The following is an 18,522-nucleotide window of genomic DNA, read 5'->3' as shown; positions in this document are numbered from 1 at the left end:
TACCAGCCACCACCGAATCTAGCGCAGCGTTCCCCTGTTGCGTCAATGTTCACAGTCCCGGTTTTTTGTTCACGATCGCTTGACTTTTAAGACAGTCGCTACCTTTAATCCAATACAGTTCAATTAAGCAATTTTTTCCTTCTCTTTCTTTTCTCTGCGTCCTCTGCGCCTCTGCGGTTCGTAAAAAAAATGACCTTGACAAAGACTGCTAGCCTTAACCCAAGCGTATTGACCTTTAATCCAAAGGTAGGGAGAGGTTTATCAAACTCGCGTTCAAAAAGCGAATTTTGGTTTTCAGGCTATCTTCTATAATTGATAAAACCTACACACCTAATTCTAGGCATGAGACTGTGACCGAATCAGGAAGTTACAAAGATACTGTAAACCTACCCAAGACTAGCTTTGATATGCGGGCAAACGCCATCAAGCGAGAGCCTGAAATCCAAAAATTTTGGGAAGAAAATAAAATTTACGATCGCCTTTTTGAAAATAACCCCGGCGAATTATTTATACTGCACGATGGGCCTCCCTACGCTAATGGCTCACTCCATATTGGTCATGCCTTAAATAAAATTCTCAAAGATATTATTAATCGCTACCAACTGCTACAAGGGCGTAAAGTTCGCTACGTTCCTGGTTGGGATTGTCACGGTTTGCCAATTGAGTTGAAAGTTTTGCAGAACATGAAGTCAGCAGAACGGCAAAATTTAACGCCTTTACAACTGCGGCAAAAAGCGAAAGAATTTGCCCTAGCTACGGTAGATAACCAGCGCCAAAATTTTAAACGCTACGGTATTTGGGGTGATTGGGACAACCCTTATCTAACTTTGAAGCCGGAATATGAAGCGGCTCAAATTGGCGTATTTGGTCAGATGTTCTTAAAAGGCTACATCTATCGCGGCTTGAAGCCGGTTCACTGGAGTCCGAGTTCTAAAACTGCTTTGGCTGAAGCTGAGTTGGAATATCCTGAAGGTCACGTTTCCCGCAGTATCTATGCAGCTTTTGCAATCACAAGTTTGTCCGAAGCTGTAAAACCACTATTAGCGGAATATCAGTCAGATTTGGGTGTGGCTGTTTGGACAACTACACCTTGGACAATTCCGGGGAATTTGGCGGTGGCGGTGAATGCAGATTTGAACTATGCAGTGGTGGAGGTTTCCCATCCAGAGGCGCAGAGTAATTTCAAATACCTCATTGTCGCAGCTGATTTAGTTGAACGTTTATCTTCAACATTGGGAGTTGAGTTAACTGTAAAAGCCACGTTCAAGGGGAATGATTTAGAACATACTACTTATCGTCATCCTCTATTTGACCGTGAAAGTCCAATTGTTGTGGGTGGTGATTACATCACAACTGAGTCGGGTACTGGGTTGGTACATACCGCACCCGGTCATGGTCAAGAAGATTACATTGTTGGTCAGCGCTACGGTTTACCCATCCTTGCACCAGTGGATGACAACGGCAATTTTACCGAAGAAGCGGGAGAATTTGCGGGGTTAAATGTGCTGGGTGATGGTAATCAGGCGGTGATTGATGCACTGGCTGCGGCTGGTTCTTTGCTGAAGGAAGAACCATATCCCCACAAATATCCTTATGATTGGCGGACGAAGAAGCCGACGATTTTCCGCGCTACTGAACAATGGTTTGCTTCCGTGGAAGGATTTAGAGAAGAAGCGCTAAAGGCGATCGCAACGGTAAAATGGATTCCAGCCCAAGGTGAAAATCGCATCACGCCAATGGTGGCGGAACGTTCCGATTGGTGTATCTCTCGTCAACGCGCTTGGGGTGTACCCATTCCCGTTTTCTACGATGAAGCCACCGGGGAAGTACTGCTGAATGAGGAAATTATCAACCACGCTCAAGGAATCATTGCCGAAAAAGGTTCTGATGCTTGGTGGGAATTATCCGTTGAGGAATTATTACCAGAATCCTATCGTAATAATGGTAAGTCTTACCGCAGAGGTACAGACACAATGGATGTATGGTTTGATTCTGGCTCATCTTGGGCGGCTGTCGTCCAACAGCGTCCAGAGTTACGCTACCCTGCTGATATATATTTGGAAGGTTCCGACCAACATCGTGGTTGGTTTCAGTCAAGCTTGCTCACCAGTGTAGCGGTAAATGACGTTGCGCCTTACAAAACTGTACTAACTCACGGCTTCGCTTTGGACGAACAGGGCCGGAAGATGAGCAAGTCAGAAGGAAATGTGGTTGACCCCAATACAATCATTGAAGGTGGGAAAAATCAAAAAGTAGAACCGGCTTACGGTGCAGATGTCTTGAGATTGTGGGTATCATCGGTAGACTATTCTGGCGATGTCCGCATTGGTAAAAACATCATCAAGCAGATGAATGATGTCAGAGGTAAAATTCGCAATACGGCGCGGTTTTTGCTGGGTAGCTTGGATGATTTTGACCCAGAAAAAGATACAGTTCCCTTCGAGGAATTGCCAGAACTTGACCGTTATATGCTGCACCGCATCACCGAGGTATTTGAGGAAGTAACAGAAGCCTTTGAGAGTTTCCAATTCTTCCGCTTTTTCCAAACTGTGCAGAATTTTTGCGTGGTGGATTTATCCAACTTTTATTTAGATGTTGCCAAAGATAGGCTGTACATCAGTGCAAAGGATTCTTTCCGCCGTCGCAGTTGTCAAACGGTGCTGAAAATAGCTTTAGATAATTTAGCACGAGCGATCGCACCAGTGTTATGCCACACTGCCGAAGACATCTGGCAATATCTCCCTTATAAAACACCTTACAAATCGGTGTTTGAAGCGGGTTGGGTGCAGGTTGAGGAAAAATGGCGTAATCCTGAATTGGCAGAATTTTGGGAAACACTACGACAACTCCGCACCGATGTTAATAAGGTGTTAGAACAAGCCAGGATAGAAAAACTCATTGGTTCTTCCCTGGAAGCAAAAGCTTTGATTCATATCCCTCACAAACAGTTAGGCGATGCTATCAAAGCCTTTAACCCAGTTAAGGGTAACGGAATTGATGAACTGCGCTATCTATTGCTGACTTCCCAAGTGGAATTATTAGATTCTGCTGAGGGTTTGCAAGGATTAAAATATACGGCGCAGACAGAAAACTGGGGAGTTGGGGTAGTAAACGCAGATGGGCAAAAGTGCGATCGCTGTTGGAACTACTCTACTCATGTGGGAGAATCAGCAGAACACCCCTTAATTTGCGAACGGTGTGTTGCAGCCTTAGCAGGAGAGTTCTAGTAAATATATCTGAGTTCAACGAACCTCTCCCTACCTTGAAATAAAGTTCAAGCCTTTCCCTCTCCAAGTCGGAGAGGGAAAATTTTGTGTAGTAAAACCAAGGACAATACTTCTCGGTTAAGCATTTTTAATTCAGAATCAGGTTTTGGGAAAAGGTTAAAGGGCAATACAGTTCAGTTAACCATTTCTTTCTTCTCTCAGTGCCGCGCCAGTTGCTTCTCCTGTCGGAGACGCTGCGCGAACAAGTCGGGGAACCCGCCCAACGCACTGGCTTCTCTGCGCCTCTGTGGTTCGTTAAAAAAATTGACTTTTACAAAGAGTTTTAGCCTTAACTGAACCGTATTGGGTTAAAGGGGAAGGGTTAAAGGTTTTTTCTTTCCCTTTGCCCCTTCCCCTTTAACCTTTAACCGAGAAGTATTGAAACCAAGGAGAGGTCTGTAATGACATAGACACATCCGTAGAATTCACGTTAAATCAGTTTGTAGTCACCGCCTAAAAAAGATATTTTACGTAATACATATTATAGTTGTTTTGTAAAGTAGGTAATTCCTAAGGGTTATATACTTATAATAAAAAAATCAGGTGTTTTTACTGAAGCAGACTAAGTACTTTCACCGTATCCTTTTCATGTATAGAGCCACATCACAGTATTATAAAGAAAAAATAAAGGTATGGATTAATACGTAAATTTTCGATTAAAACATCCATTAACTTAATCAAAATTCAAGAGATACAAAGATATGTCAAGTAAAGTTGCTAAAGAATTGGCAGATTTTTTGCTGCAAATAGAACAGCGATCGCAGTTTCATGCAGGCTATCCGTATAATTTAAGTTGTGATTACAGTGCGATCGGCAAATTTTTCAATCATCTGTTAAATAATGCTGGAGACCCATATATTGAGCCAGATTTTGGTCTCCATTCCCGTAAGTTTGAGCAAGAAGTATTATCTTTTTTTGCTCAACTCTATAAAATTCCAGAAAATCAGTTTTGGGGTTATGTTACTGCTGGTGGAACTGAAGGTAATTTATATGGAATGTTCTTAGCAAGAGAAATCTACCCTAATGGGATTCTTTACTCATCACAAGACTCTCATTACTCAATTCCCAAAGCCGCGAAATTATTCCGCATTCAACATAATGTTGTGAATTCGCAAATTAATGGAGAAATGAATTATGACCATTTTGAACAACTACTTAGCGAAAATCGTCATTATCCAGCCATCATAAATTTAAATATTGGGACTACTGTCAAAGGTGCAATTGATAACTTAGACAAAGTTCTAGAAATTTTAGAGCGCAATCAGATTAAAGATTACTACATTCATTGTGATGCTGCACTTTCAGGGTTAATATTACCGTTTTTAGATGGCGCTCCGCAAGTGAATTTTCAAAAACCCATAGATAGTGTAGCTATTTCTGCTAAATTCATTGGTTCTCCCTTACCTTGTGGTGTAGTTTTAACTAAGAAAAAATGGGTAGAAAAAGTTGAAACAGAAATTGAATATATTGGTTCAAAAGATACAACCATTCTGGGATCTAGAAATGGTCATACCCCCCTAATTCTCTGGTATGCAGTACAAACAAGAGGTTATGATGGATTAGCTAAAGAGGCTAAGACCTGTATTTATAATGCTCAATATCTTTTCCAACAACTTCAAATCAGAGAATATCCATGTATGTTAAATAATTTTTCCAACACAGTAGTTTTTCAAAAACCTTCTCAAAGGTTAATTAAAAAGTGGCAATTAGCAGTTTTTGAAAACTCGGCACACATGATAGTCATGCAGAATATTGGTCGGGAGAAAATCGATATTTTTATTAATGAACTATTGTTAGAAGAAGGGTTAGTTAATAACGCAGAAGATTTCCAGCTACAGCCAGTACTACAACACTAATGTAGATTATCAAGTATAATTGATTTTTAAATTTGACAAGTTGTTTCTCCAAACAGAATTAGATACCAAACAACTTATCTATTTAAAAAGTTTTTGTAACACAAGTTAGCAGCAAGTAGCATTTCTACTTCTACACTTTCCATCGGTGGTAAGAAAAAATACCCTTGTCCATAATCACATTGTAACGCCTTCAATTGTGCTAATTGTTCTACAGTTTCTATGCCTTCTGCTGTAACAGACATATTGAGATTATGAGCTAATGTCACAATCGCTCTTACAATTTCTAAATTTTCTCCTCGACTACCTATATTAGTGACGAAAGAGCGGTCAATCTTCAGGGTTTTGATAGGTAGACGGTGTAGATAACTCAATGATGAATAACCAGTTCCAAAATCATCCATGTGCATCTCGACATTTAGCTCTGTTAACTGAGAAAGCACGGTGGTAGCTAATTCAAAATTATCCATCAACAGGGTTTCAGTAATCTCTAACTTCAAACTGCATGGCTCCAGTCCAGTTTCCTGCAAAATATGTTTAACTTGTTTAAACACATCGGGTTGCGTTATTTGTTTCCCAGAAAAATTGACGCTAATTGTCAGAGATAGTGAGCTAGGAAATTGTTGATGCCATCTGTGCATTTGCTGACAAGCTTCAGAAAGCACCCATTGCCCAATACTAACAATCATTCCAGTTTCCTCAGCCAGAGGAATAAAATCTTGAGGGGAAATAAGACCTCGTTCTGGATGATACCAACGTATCAGGGCCTCAAATCCAATAATTTTGCCAGTTATAAGTGAAATAATTGGCTGGTAATCAAGGCGAAATTCTTCTTGTTTGAGCAGTGCATTTCGCAGAGCAGTTTCTAACTCTAATAGCAAAGATGCACCCTCGTACATCTTTTGGTCAAAGACCTCATAGCGTGCTTTACCAAGTGATTTGGCACGGTACATTGCAACATCGGCATCGCGGAGAATATGCGCTGATTGTTCATAATCTGGCTTACTTAAAGCGATGCCAATACTAGCATTAGTAAATACCAGATGCTCATTTAATTGAAATGGCAAAGCTAGTACATTTTTAATTCGCTCGGCTACCTGTATGGCGATGCTAATATCCTCAATGTCCTCAATTAAGATGGTGAACTCGTCTCCACCAAAACGGGCAACTATGTCTCCGCCTCGCAGAACTGACTTTAGCCGATGGGAAATTGCAATCAAAAGTTGATTTCCCAGTAGATGTCCCAGACTGTCGTTAACAACTTTAAAGCGGTCTAGGTCTAAGAAGAGTACGGCAAATAAATAATTATTTTGCTGTTTGGTACGTTCTATTGCCTGCTGCACTCGCTCCATAAATAATCGTTGATTAGGTAATCCGGTTAGCCCATCATGAAGACTATTGTGAAGTAGTTGCTCTTGTGCTTGTTGGCGCTTGATAATGTCTTGTTCTAGTTGTTGATTTACTCTGATAAGTTCAACAGTGCGTTCTAGAACCAGTTGTTCAAGCTGATAACGATATTGGATTAATTCTTCCTCTACTAACTTCCGCTTAGTGATGTCACGGATAATAACAACATACTCCCTTAGCTGAGAATTAAATGGCTGTGAAATAGTAGATTCAACAATTCTTAGACCTTGGTTTATTTTTAAAGTTTGCTCAGTTCTGATAGACCATTGCTTTGGTTTGCCGTGATAGCATACTAAGAGTTGATTCAAGTTTTGCCCAAGCAACTCCTGAGAGTGTGTTTGAAATAATTCTTCAGCCGCAGCATTTGTTTGACAAATTTTACCGTTTTCATCTAAGACTAAAACAGTATCTGGAACGGTATCGAGAGTAGTGATAAATAGGCTTTTTGCTTGTTTGCGTGCTTCATCAATAGCAACGATTTGTGGTAGAGTTGTCCAGCAAGCGATCGCTACTCCAATTAAAGAAAGCGTTACTAACAGAATAGCTAGTAAAGAATTTTGAGGATTATCAGAAACTTTACCTAATAAATCGCGGATAACCCAACTGCTTGTAGCAGTAATACAAATTAATGATACTAGGACAATCACCTGTAGTATCAGAAAATCTGAATTGTTTGTGCTAGACCGAGTATAGTAACGCTGTGTCCACCATTCCAACTCTAATGGCGCAAATCTTAAGCGACGTAGCCCGACATCTCCTATCATCAGAACAATGGGTAATAATAATCCCACTGAAAAATCTCTCCAATTCCAAGCTAAACCTCCTACTATTAGAACTACCGCTTCTAAACAGAAAAAACCAAGTGACCACCAAGGCCATAACACCTGGGGTTTTCCTCGACACAGCCATAATCCCAGATGTAACCCCATAATGGACATTAAATAACAGGTGCCTGCTACTGTGACAAGTTGAGATACATTTCCTAAATTTAGACACAGCAAACTGATTAGAAAGGTAACGAAGATAGCAGGCCCAAGGACACCTTGACGGGAAACTAATGCAAATATGGGAGAAATCTGTCTGTCCAAGGCAAGTTGGTATAATATCCGAGGAGAATTGGAAACTGCCGTAGCAGAACTTAAAAGACAAGATACAGTAATCAAAAGTGTTGCTAGAAAAGAGGCAGATTCACCCCAAAAAGGCTTAGACGCTGCTACCAGATTTAAGAACGCATCGTCACCTATTGTAGGATTTTGACCCGAACACATTAATACCCAAGAGCCACCTAAAAAGACTGGAGGAATTAGCCAAGCAGCTACGGTTAAGAAGCTTAAGGTTTTATACGGCTGGTGGCTATCAGCTACAAAAGAAGAAGTGGTTTCACAAGCATAAATTGAATAGCTAGCCAGAAAAAACCACTTAGCCCATTCTTCAAAGCTCAGACTATGTGTGTTAGTTGAGATAAATTTAAAACTAGCAGTTGAGAAGACTAACCATAAAACGCCTTCAATAGAAAACAAAAGCAGTAATAAAATTGCTGGGAATACAAAAAATAAATGCAAGAGCGCTAAAGCACGAGTGCCACTGAACGCTAAAATAAAAGGAATCGCTGTAAATAAAACTTTTAATAAAGTTTCTGGACAAGAAATACCTAATGTTCCAAAATTGACTTTAATTAAGTCTGTGAGAATAATCGCATACAGTGCCGGTGCTGCTGCCCAGCTAAAAAAGTATCCTAATGCTACGTAACGACCTAAGCCAGGAAAATTTTTTAATAGCCTTGTGGTATAATTCGGTGTTCCTCCAGCGACATCTGGCCAACGTCTACCTAGACTTTGCACCTGCAAGTTCAGTAAAAAGGAAATAATCGTGCCAACAAACCAAACTAAAATCGCTTTAGGCCCTAACGCCGCATGAATAATAGGGGCAGTACCAATCCATCCCACATGACCCGTTAAGCCAAAGCCCCAGGTTTCGAGATAACTCAGAGTCCGTGGTAAACGTATTACCAAGTTCTGATTTTTCTCTGTCGGTATAGAATTTTGAGTAAGCATTGTTTCTTAGTAAGATTTACTGACCTTTTCACTCAATAGCCGAATCTCGCTGCATATAGCTTCCGTATAAGTGCTGAACTTATATAAAAGATAACTTGCTTATAGCAATACTATCTAATTTATGAAAATTCGTGCTGTCCAGATCCCCGGCAACTTTTATGAAGTCGGGGATCTAATTTTTAATGAATGATTTAGGACTGCTATATTACCCTCATTAGCTTACTGATTAGGTCTTTATAGCTTTTGCAACAACTCCTGAGTTAACTGAAAAAACGCTTTTGAACCAGCTGATTGGGGAGCATTTAAAACAGCTGGCATAAAACTATCAACAGCCTTAGCAACATTGACATCAACTGGTATTTGTACTTTACAAATTTTCTCTACCCCAAAATCTTCGACAACGCGGTGCATCACTTGTTTATAGTATCTGCCAGTGAGAAGGTTAGCAGTAGACATACTGAATACAATTCCCAGCATTTTTATATCTATTTTGGTTTCATGCCCATGACTGTCTTTCAATTGGGCGATGCGTCTTTCTAGTAGTTGAATACCCACTACAGATAAGGGTTCTGGTTTCGCCGGAAGTATGTAAAAATCGCTGGCAGCTAAAGCGCTACGAGTCAATAAATTATATCCAGGGGCACAATCGAGAAGGATAAAATCATATTCTTGACGGACTGGTTTTAAAATGTTATTAATCAGCACTCTTTCAAAACGATTCCAAATAGTTTCAAAGTCCTGTTCTCCTAATGCAGTTGCTTGTTGATGTAGCATTTCTGATACAACAAATTCGTCATATAAGTCGATATCTCCTGGCAATAAATCCAGTCCGGGAAGATTACAAACCTGGGATTGAATGATATCTTGAATTGTGAGTTTTGCTTGTGGGTCTGGATTGATAACTTCGTCTATTAGATACCTAAATGTCTTGCTTTGTTTACGGCGCTTGGCAAAATCTAAAGGCGACATCAAACTGAGTGTGGCGCTAATTTGGCTGTCTAAATCAAGGACAAGCACCCGCTTGCCATGATTTTTAGCTAAACAGGTAGCTAAGTTGACGGTGAGGGTAGTTTTACCAACGCCACCTTTCATGTTTGCAGTAGCAATTACATATCCCATTGGTTGAGTCCTCTGTTGACGCATTCTTCACATCTAGGTAGCGTACACCTCTCTCAATTTATTAAATCTTCCATTAAATTTAATATTTTCGGAAACTCAACGAAGAGGCAGGGGGCAGGGGGAAAGGAGCAGAGGGAAATGCTACTTCTCCGTGGCGTGGGTGGATTTACCTGCTGTACTATTTAAATTGCTATCACTTTGGTTGAAAGCTAGATAACATTAGATTCGGCGTGTTTACTGTTCGGGAGTGCCAAAATGTCTAAACAGCTGGGTCAAAAAATTGCACCTACACCTATATCAAATGATATCAATGTAGTGGATTTGATCGATCAATACTTCACTGCTTACAACTCAGCGCGGTTGCGGGAAATCTGCCAACTTCTGAGTCGTGATGTGCTAACCGAAGGTGTTACTGTCGGAGTTAGCCTTTCCGGTGCGATGACACCAGCAGGATTCGGGGTTTCAGCGCTTGCACCCTTAATTCGTAATGGCTTTATTGATTGGATGATTAGCACTGGTGCAAATCTTTACCATGATATGCATTACGGTTTGGGTTTTGAACTCTTTGCTGGTAATCCCTTTTTGGATGATGTGAAACTGCGTCAGGAAGGGACTATTCGCATTTATGACATTATCTTTGGTTACGATGTGCTATTAGAAACTGATGCCTTCATCCGCAAGATTTTACAAGGGGAAGCGTTTCAGAAGCGGATGGGAACTGCTGAGTTTCACCATTTACTAGGTAAGTATGTTCGGGAAGTAGAAAAGCAACTGGGTGTGCAGCATTCCTGCTTGCTGGCTACAGCTTATGAGTATGGCGTGCCTATATATACGTCTTCTCCAGGAGATAGCTCTATTGGGATGAACGTGGCAGCTTTGGCTTTGGAAGGTTCGCAGTTGGTGTTAGATCCATCAATTGACGTAAATGAAACGGCTGCGATCGCATATAATGCCCGTGAGTCAGGCGGTAAAAGTGCGGCTGTAATTCTCGGTGGCGGTAGTCCTAAGAACTTTTTACTACAAACTCAACCGCAACTTCATGAGGTATTAGGACTAGAAGAACGAGGACACGATTACTTTGTGCAGTTTACTGATGCACGTCCAGATACAGGCGGTTTGTCTGGAGCAACCCCATCAGAAGCCGTTAGCTGGGGTAAGATTGACCCGGAAGAGTTGCCTAACACAATTGTTTGTTATACCGATAGTACGATCGCTTTACCACTGGTAACAGCATACGTCTTGAATAAGTGCCAGCCTCGTCCCCTGAAGCGTGTTTACGACAAGCGAGAAGCCATTTTGGATAAACTGCAAAAAGACTATCTAGCAGCCAAAACCCAACCATCGGATCAGGTTCCCGCAGCAGTGGCCGAAAGTGCCTCACAACAGACAGCGACTTATCCCTGTGGGCGGCTGATTCCGAATACGTAGGGAGTAGAGGAGGCAGGGGAGCAGGGGAGCAGGGGAGTAGGGGGAAGGGAGCAGGGAGCAGGGAGCAGGAAAGTATTAGGGGAAATTATTGAACAGTCTCTTCTCTATGTCCAATGCCCCATGTCCAATGCCCCATACCCCTCATCCCTTTTCCCCAACCAAAAAATAAGTTGTCATTATCCCTTTACTTTTAACTTCGATTTCGCCCCGCTTTTGAAATAAAAATTCATTACACAAAGACTTATAAGTATTTTCTGTAACCTGGATTTTACCAACAATACCTTGAGATTCCATACAGCTAGCGATGTTTACCGTGTTTCGCCAAAGATCGCAAGTAAATTTGCTGAGGTCAATTACTCCCGCAATTACGGAACCACTATGGATGCCGATACGGATGTTGAAGTTTTGGTTATTTTCAGTATTAAATAGAGCGATCGCAGTTTGGATATGTAGTGCCATAAGAGCGATCGCTTGAGCATGATCTGGGCGGCGTGTAGGTAAGCCACCAACTACTATATAAGCATCGCCAATGTTCTTGATTCTCTCTAAACCATATTGTTCAGTGAGGCGATCGAAAGTTGAGAAAATCGAATTAAGTAAGTTTACCACTTGAATTGCACTCATAGAAGCAGCAATTTCGGTAAAGCCGACAATATCTGCAAATAAAACTGTGACATCAGCAAATTCTTTAGCAATGTTAGCTGATTCTTCTTTCAGTTCCTTGGAGATTGCGGTTGGCAAAACATTCAGCAATAAACGTTCGGTTTCTTCTTGCTGATGACGTAGCGCTTCTTCTGCTGCTATTCGCTGGGTGATATTGCGAAATATGCCACGAACTGCAACTGGATGACCTTCGGAAAATTTACAGTTAATATTACCTTCTAAAAAAATTGTTTGACCATCTTTAGTAACGAATGCCGCTTTTACTTGATCGAACTTTTCTCCTGACAGTACGCGATAAAACCTTTGCCAACATTCTTGTTTAAACTCTGGATGTATAATATCGAAAATGGTTATATTCGCAATTTCAGCTTCGCTATATCCTAAAGTTTCTTGCCATGCAAGATTGACATACGAAAAACGACCATAGACATTGACAGATTGAATCAAGTCGTTAGCATTTTCAAATAAATCCCGATAGCGTTCTTCGCTTTCTATCAGAGCATCTTCTGCTTGTTTGCGTTTGATAAACTGGGCGATTTGACTACCAATAGAACCCATCATTTTCAATAGATCTTTATCTTTTGGTTGTACGTCACGGCTAAAGAAAACCATCACTCCTAAGATTTCACTTTTTTTAATGATATTAATATTAATTAATCAAATATGAGATTTTTATGACTTAACTAAGTGTGGTTGAGCGAAAACGGCTATGAGTAAGCTTTTGAGTTGGTTAATCAGAATTAAGTAAGCATCAATAATATATGTTATGTCTTTTGAAGGATTGATATATAGAATAAAATTTTGTTTTTAGCAGCTTATATTCAAGAACGTAGTTTCTAAGCGATCGCCAGTTGAACAAAACCACTCGCAATATGCTTAAGTTAAAGTTTTAATCTTTTGCAGATTCCCTTTTAAGCCATGTCGTTACTCACATCTGAGCCTTCTAAGATGGGGATATTACATTTCTCTAAAGAGGGCTATTATTAAATGATTTCAGTCCACATGAATGGACTTTGGCTATCAGCCTTGCACTTCAGTTTATGGTGGGATGTCGAGTAAGTGCGATACTTTTAAAAATATAAAAAATTATTCTGTAATATAATAATTGTGCTTTTTATTAAATATCGTTTATGCCTTATCGCAGAAAATTTTTAAAAAGAGCAGGATACACAACCCTTTCTGCCTTATTGACTATGGGGTTTTTACAAAAGGATAGGCAGATTGAAGATGGTACCACAAATGCTGCTACGGCAAATTATCTAAGTGCAAGCGCAAATGTCAATTCTCCCCTTCGACAATTAGCAGCAGCCAAAGGAAAGAGTTATGGTACAGCAGTTTCTAGTGAATTTTTGCTACAAGAGAAGGGTTACGCTGACCTAATTGCTCGTGAATGTTCGATAGTGACACCAAATGGTGAATTAAAATGGAACGCCACTGAACCACAGCCAGGAAAATTTACTTTTGAGTCAGCAGATGCGATCGCTGGTTTCTGCCAAAAGCATAATATACAATTGCATGGGCATACCCTTTTCTGGCACATGGGAAAACCAGACTGGCTACCTTATCCCCCCACTCTTAAAATGCTCGAACGCCATGTTAAAGGAGTTATGGGGCATTATCGCAATAGCCCTGTTTTAAAGTCTTGGGATATTGCCAATGAAATTATCGCTGATAGTGAAAATGAAACTGATAATCCTACCTACGGTTTGCGTAAAGGGGTAAAACGAGAATTAATTCGAGATTTGTTTTTAATTGCAGCTTCAGTTGATAGTAGCAAGAAATTTTACCTCAACGATTTCGGCATCGAAGGCGCTACATGGAAATCAGATCGTTTCTTAAAAATGGTCGAATACCTGAAGAATAGTGGCGTTAAAATTGATGGTGCAGGTATCCAATCACATCTATGGTTTTCTACTGCCTATGGTTTTGACCAAAAAGGATTTAATTCTGTCTTAAAACGGCTTAATGATCTTCAAGTTAAACCAATAATCACAGAATTAGATATTATCATTGATGCCCCACTGCCTGATAGTATCAAAAAGCTAGACCAGATGGTAGCCGACAGTTACAAGCGATATCTTGACCTCTGCTTTGCGGCTGGAGTTGATACTATAATTACATGGGGAATTACCGACCGTCATACCTGGATACGCCATCCCGACTGGATGCCAGGAAAAACCTTTAGAAACAATCCAAGTCTCTGGAAATTCCTGCGTCCACTTCCCTTCGATGAAAACCTGCAACCTAAACTTGCTCGCAACGCTATTGCCCAGGCTTTTCAGCAAGCAACTTAATACTTCACCCAGACGTAAATAGCACTTTCAAATGTTATTCTCAACGAAGTATGTGGAGATATTATTCATCATTTACGATGATGAGATATAAAGTATCTTGAAGTAATTAATGATTAAGCCTTAATACAGTATTTCATAAATTCGTGACAAATTGAGTGACGTACTGGTGAGGCTTGGCGAAACTCAATCAGGCTACAAACTTGTGGAATCTTGTAGTGAGAAATAGCAGCATTCTATTTTTTTTTTGCTGGCTTGGCATACTCCAAATTTCTCGTAAAAATAATGTAGCTACAAACCAAGGCTCAAGCAAGTAACGTCTCCAAAGTCTTTTCGGTTCAGACAACAAGCGATATAACCATTCCAAGCCAACCCTTCCCATCCAGCGAGGAGGAGTAGGTACTGCTCCTGCTACATAGTCCATACAGGCTCCACTAGTCAAAATAGTGTTCGCATGAATATATTCCAGATTTTCCGAAATCCAATGCTCTTGGCGTGGCATACCCATCCCCACCATTAATACATGAGGTTTGTAAGCATTAATTGCAGCCAGAGTCGCGAGATTTTCTTCACTATCTTTATCCATATCAATATAACCATGAGCGCAAGCAATCTGTAAACCAGGAAACTTCTTGCGCAAAATACTTGCTCCTTGTTCCGCTACTCCTGGCTTTGAACCTAAATAGAATACACGCCAGTCTTTACTAGCGGCTTCTGCCATCAGAGGCCATACCCAGTCAGCATAGGTTACTCTTTGTTCTCGTTTCATTGGAAAACCTAACAACTTTCCAATAAACAATAAAGGCATACCATCAATATGGATATATTCAGCCTTGGCATAAAATGCTTGCATTTTTGGATCGTTATGAAAGAGATAAAGACTATGCAAGTTGTGATTAGCAATAATCCATTTCTCGTTTTTATCAATAGATTCTTCAATTAATAAATTTAACTCTGGGATAGAGAGTGCATCAAGTTTAACACCAAGAAATTTATAAGAAAATCGATTTTTCATGGCTTAAAGAATTTTTATTTTTAGAATTATGAGAGTTGGTTCCAGAAGAAAGGTGATTATTTAAAAATTAATTGCTACCAATCTTTAAATATTTCAAATTTTCAATACTAAAAAAACTTAAATTTAAATTTCTTAGTTGATATATTCTTTGAAATAAATAAATTTAACTAAGAACAACTTACTTCCATCAGAATTTGTGCGATATTCTGCGCTCTTGCATTCCAAGAATATTTCTCTGTAATTAAGGTATATGCTGTATCTACAAGTGATTGATATTTCTCAAAATTGGAAGCGGCATCTAGCACTGTATTAGCGATTTCTTCAGTAGAGTATCCTGTGACTAAAAGATGTTCTAAGTGCCGAAATTCTTCTAAACCTCGCAATCCTTCTGGTGTTGATACAACTAACTTTCTACTAGCGAAATAATCTAACGCTTTATTCCGAGCGCCACCTGCTACTGCTTGCTTAGAAAATGGTAGCAAAGCAATATCTGAATATTGAACATATTTAACAAAATCCTCTCTTTTAGGTAAAAACCCCAAAAAAGAAATATTAGAAGGTATTGGTTCTGAAATATCACTACTATCCCTACCTATAACAACAAAATGTATTTTCTCATGATGATTTTCAATATGTTTAGCAATCTGAATAGTCATTGACACAGACATATCATTACTTGGAAACTGAAATGTTTTAGGAGCAACAAGAACCACTATTTTCGCTGGTCTAAATGCTTGATAAGGGTCTTGGCTCAAAAACGATTCAGTATTTAATAAGTCTTCAGTAACTCCATTCCCGATACTATAAATCTTCTGGGGAGTTTTACCATACCACTGGGAAATTAGTTTAGGAATTGAGTCACCTGCTGCAATAATTGGACTACCAGAAAATATCAGAATTCCCTGAGCAATATATGTCTTAATACATTGTACAAACTCTTTTAAAGGATTGGCAACTGAAAACAAGCGCATCCAATATTCATACGCTGAAAATGTATGAAAATCTAAGACAAGAGAGGAATTTCTGCGTTTTCTAAGCCTCAGCGAAATCAAAGCAGCTAATCCAGGTAAAGTTTCTTGAGCGTAAACGATATCTGGACAAAACTCATCGATACATTTTTCTATAGTTTGAATATATGACTTCAGACTTCTTGATCCAATCGAAATAGAAGGTGCATACTTAACAGATGAACAATCTAATCCTAGCTGAAAAACATCAAAATCTTTAGTTAGATATTGTCCTAGATAAAAAGGTCTAGTAAATGCACCAAATGGTTGACTAGAATCAAGTGTTGAGACAATTAGTAAACGTTTGCCCATAATCTATTGATGATTTGAATATTTAAAGAATTGATTTTTGAAACTACATTTTTTCACTTATTTAGATAGCTATGAATTATGCATATATCATTAGTTAATAATCCTAGTATCATGATCAAACCTCTGAGTTACTTTGGCTAATCTCTTCAGAAAATGTGGGAGAAACTGCCAAATTTTTGTAACCAATAATTGCTCTTATATAGGGTAAAAACCAATAGAATATCCATAACGGACCAGAGTGTCTGATACAAAATATAGTCCAGGGTTTTAATGGAAATCCTTTAATTTGCAGCGCCTTTTTTAAGCGCTGTAATATACTTAAATTAGTATCTACCCAACTGTTACGGATAGAGTTTTTAGTACAAGTACCAATATATCCAGGAGCTACCCATATTTGACAACCCAATTTACGCGCTCTGAGGGCATAATCTAAATCTCCTAAACTGTGAATAAAAGCTGTATCAATATTGCCAACTTTTACAGCAACAGTTTTAGGGATTAGTACACAGTTACCATACATAGCATCGCATTTTTGAATAACCGAACTTGGTTCTAAAAATTCAAATTTGTTAGAATACCACTTTTTAGATTTTACTGCTCCTCCATAGGTTGCTTTTCCTGTCATTGGGTCTTTAGTTGAACCAACTACAATTGAGTCTGGATAACCTTGTGCAGTCAAATCTTGATGAATCTGTAATAATTTGCTGACAGCGTTGGGTTCTAGAAATGTGTCATCATTCAACCATAGATAATAATCATATTGATTCTTTATCGCCTCATTAAAGGCAAGATGCATTCCTCCTACCCAAAATAAATTACCATTACCCTGAAGAATGTGTACGTCTGGATATTCTGCTTTGATAGCTTGTGCAGTCCCGTCAGAGCTACCATCATCAGTTAGATAAACATCACAATGATGTTTTTGCTCATATAAAGTATGTAGACAGGCAAGAGTTGTATTACGCCTGTTATGACAGGTCATAACTACAGCTATATTTGCTTTTTTCATCTTATTTACCTCACGTAATTTCTATGGAAATGAGCAATACAAATAATAAAGCTAAACGTAATTATTCGCATTACGTTTAAAGTTTAGCCATTTTTTCTATCCAGCTACTCAAATTAATATCTAAATTAAAATTTCGTAATTTTTGTTCCATTCTTCTAACTACCAACATATATCTGTGCAAAACTGATACACGAGGCATTCTTAATCTGACAACCTCTTGACATAACCATAGATATTTTTCGGAATTAATGTTAAGTTTTTTCAATTTTCTAATTTGTGTATTCCAATCGTTATAGAAGAATAAGTTGAAATAATGAATTGATATAATATCATTCCAATGTTTAATTTGTAATTCTGTTGATAAACGGTTATGTAAAGGTAATGGATAACTATAATTAGCAGGAAGATGCTCGACATTTTCTTCCAAGGCACATAAAGTTACAGACAAAACAGACTGCTCAACAAAATAAATACCTTGGGGAGGAGTGATATCAAGGCGCATTACTTTTTCAAAATTCTCTTTCCAAGCTGTAAATATACCCGCACTCCTTCTCACAACGACCAAACCAGAATTCCAGTAAGCTCTAATCCTTTTTTTACCAATTGGTGTTTCAACAAATACCTCACGTTTTACCCCCAGCACTTCATATAATTTTTGCCAGTACCATTCTTGAGAGTCTCGAAAACCTGTAGAACCAATTCCTTGACCATACTCAGGACGTAAACGAACGTTGCAATTAACAGGTAATAAAAATTCTTTTGGTGCAGAAAAGAAGCATTTGTCACTGTCTAGAAAAACTAATATTTCTGCATCAATATTTTGTTCTGCATAGGCGCACGCCAGGGGCTTATTTGCTAAATAATATTCATGGAATTCTTGATTGATAGGAACTTGTTGATGATTTACCTGCAACGCTTCAAATGCTTTTTGGGTTTGCTTTGATATTGGTTCACCTACTCTAGGATGAAAACTATATATAGGTGTGTCTTTCAATTCTCCACAGAACTTACGAATACTTTCTGCAAGCATTAACGACTGAGCTTCTAAGCGCCCAGGTTCTGTACAAATTATAAAAGCTATAGGTATTGACATATTAT

11 protein-coding genes are annotated in these 18,522 nt (G+C 39.1%); 4 read left to right on the top strand and 7 right to left on the bottom strand.

Annotated features, from left to right (window positions below; all coding sequences use genetic code 11):
* The first annotated feature begins 350 nt into the window (after positions 1–350).
* Positions 351–3,227: an isoleucine--tRNA ligase gene (ileS, locus tag H6G86_RS08740; protein WP_190933980.1), complete on the top strand. Its 2,877-nt coding sequence runs from the start codon at positions 351–353 to the stop codon at positions 3,225–3,227.
* A gap of 740 nt (positions 3,228–3,967) precedes the next feature.
* Positions 3,968–5,122, top strand: a complete 1,155-nt coding sequence (locus H6G86_RS08735; RefSeq protein ID WP_190933979.1) for a histidine decarboxylase — start codon at positions 3,968–3,970, stop codon at positions 5,120–5,122.
* Positions 5,123–5,196: 74 nt separating this feature from the next.
* Here the strand turns inward: H6G86_RS08735 and H6G86_RS08730 are convergent, their stop codons facing one another.
* Together H6G86_RS08730 and H6G86_RS08725 are read right to left on the bottom strand one after the other, a co-directional pair.
* Positions 5,197–8,580, bottom strand: coding sequence for an EAL domain-containing protein (locus H6G86_RS08730; RefSeq protein WP_190933978.1), 3,384 nt, complete (start codon positions 8,578–8,580; stop codon positions 5,197–5,199).
* Positions 8,581–8,814: 234 nt separating this feature from the next.
* Complete coding sequence (locus H6G86_RS08725) at positions 8,815–9,699, bottom strand: ParA family protein (protein ID WP_012408196.1); 885 nt, start codon at positions 9,697–9,699, stop codon at positions 8,815–8,817.
* Positions 9,700–9,954: 255 nt separating this feature from the next.
* Here H6G86_RS08725 and H6G86_RS08720 point away from each other — a divergent pair, with 255 nt between their 5' ends.
* Complete coding sequence (locus H6G86_RS08720; RefSeq protein WP_190933977.1) at positions 9,955–11,127, top strand: homospermidine biosynthesis protein; 1,173 nt, start codon at positions 9,955–9,957, stop codon at positions 11,125–11,127.
* A gap of 141 nt (positions 11,128–11,268) precedes the next feature.
* Here the strand turns inward: H6G86_RS08720 and H6G86_RS08715 are convergent, their stop codons facing one another.
* Positions 11,269–12,351: an adenylate/guanylate cyclase domain-containing protein gene (locus H6G86_RS08715; RefSeq protein WP_199338203.1), complete on the bottom strand. Its 1,083-nt coding sequence runs from the start codon at positions 12,349–12,351 to the stop codon at positions 11,269–11,271.
* Between the two features lie 569 nt (positions 12,352–12,920).
* Between H6G86_RS08715 and H6G86_RS08710 the strand changes: the two genes are divergently transcribed.
* Complete coding sequence (locus tag H6G86_RS08710) at positions 12,921–14,084, top strand: endo-1,4-beta-xylanase (protein WP_190933975.1); 1,164 nt, start codon at positions 12,921–12,923, stop codon at positions 14,082–14,084.
* A 187-nt stretch (positions 14,085–14,271) separates the two neighbouring features.
* On the opposite strand, the gene H6G86_RS08705 is transcribed toward H6G86_RS08710, so the two are convergent.
* The 4 genes from H6G86_RS08705 to H6G86_RS08690 form a co-directional block, all read right to left on the bottom strand.
* Positions 14,272–15,096 carry a WecB/TagA/CpsF family glycosyltransferase gene (locus H6G86_RS08705; protein WP_190933974.1) on the bottom strand — a complete coding sequence of 275 codons (825 nt, stop codon included), beginning with the start codon at positions 15,094–15,096 and terminating at the stop codon, positions 14,272–14,274.
* A 167-nt stretch (positions 15,097–15,263) separates the two neighbouring features.
* Entirely contained in the window at positions 15,264–16,415 is a 1,152-nt protein-coding gene (locus H6G86_RS08700) for a glycosyltransferase family 4 protein (RefSeq protein ID WP_190933973.1), read from the bottom strand.
* 115 nt (positions 16,416–16,530) lie between these two features.
* Positions 16,531–17,424, bottom strand: a complete 894-nt coding sequence (locus H6G86_RS08695; protein ID WP_190933972.1) for a glycosyltransferase family 2 protein — start codon at positions 17,422–17,424, stop codon at positions 16,531–16,533.
* A 76-nt stretch (positions 17,425–17,500) separates the two neighbouring features.
* Positions 17,501–18,517 carry a GT-B fold glycosyltransferase domain-containing protein gene (locus tag H6G86_RS08690; protein WP_190933971.1) on the bottom strand — a complete coding sequence of 339 codons (1,017 nt, stop codon included), beginning with the start codon at positions 18,515–18,517 and terminating at the stop codon, positions 17,501–17,503.
* Positions 18,518–18,522 lie beyond the last annotated feature (5 nt).

The organism is Nostoc sp. FACHB-133, from assembly GCF_014698055.1.
Taxonomy (GTDB): domain Bacteria; phylum Cyanobacteriota; class Cyanobacteriia; order Cyanobacteriales; family Nostocaceae; genus Nostoc.
This window is presented reverse-complemented; position numbering and strand designations above follow the sequence as displayed.

Bases quoted from the DNA above. Each gene is read 5' to 3' on its own strand.
- H6G86_RS08735 (WP_190933979.1), top strand. From the start codon at position 3,968: ATGTCAAGTAAAGTTGCTAAAGAATTGGCAGATTTTTTGCTGCAAATA.
- H6G86_RS08730 (WP_190933978.1), bottom strand. From the start codon at position 8,580: ATGCTTACTCAAAATTCTATACCGACAGAGAAAAATCAGAACTTGGTA.
- H6G86_RS08725 (WP_012408196.1), bottom strand. From the start codon at position 9,699: ATGGGATATGTAATTGCTACTGCAAACATGAAAGGTGGCGTTGGTAAA.
- H6G86_RS08720 (WP_190933977.1), top strand. From the start codon at position 9,955: ATGTCTAAACAGCTGGGTCAAAAAATTGCACCTACACCTATATCAAAT.
- H6G86_RS08715 (WP_199338203.1), bottom strand. From the start codon at position 12,351: ATGATGGGTTCTATTGGTAGTCAAATCGCCCAGTTTATCAAACGCAAA.
- H6G86_RS08710 (WP_190933975.1), top strand. From the start codon at position 12,921: ATGCCTTATCGCAGAAAATTTTTAAAAAGAGCAGGATACACAACCCTT.
- H6G86_RS08705 (WP_190933974.1), bottom strand. From the start codon at position 15,096: ATGAAAAATCGATTTTCTTATAAATTTCTTGGTGTTAAACTTGATGCA.
- H6G86_RS08700 (WP_190933973.1), bottom strand. From the start codon at position 16,415: ATGGGCAAACGTTTACTAATTGTCTCAACACTTGATTCTAGTCAACCA.
- H6G86_RS08695 (WP_190933972.1), bottom strand. From the start codon at position 17,424: ATGAAAAAAGCAAATATAGCTGTAGTTATGACCTGTCATAACAGGCGT.
- H6G86_RS08690 (WP_190933971.1), bottom strand. From the start codon at position 18,517: ATGTCAATACCTATAGCTTTTATAATTTGTACAGAACCTGGGCGCTTA.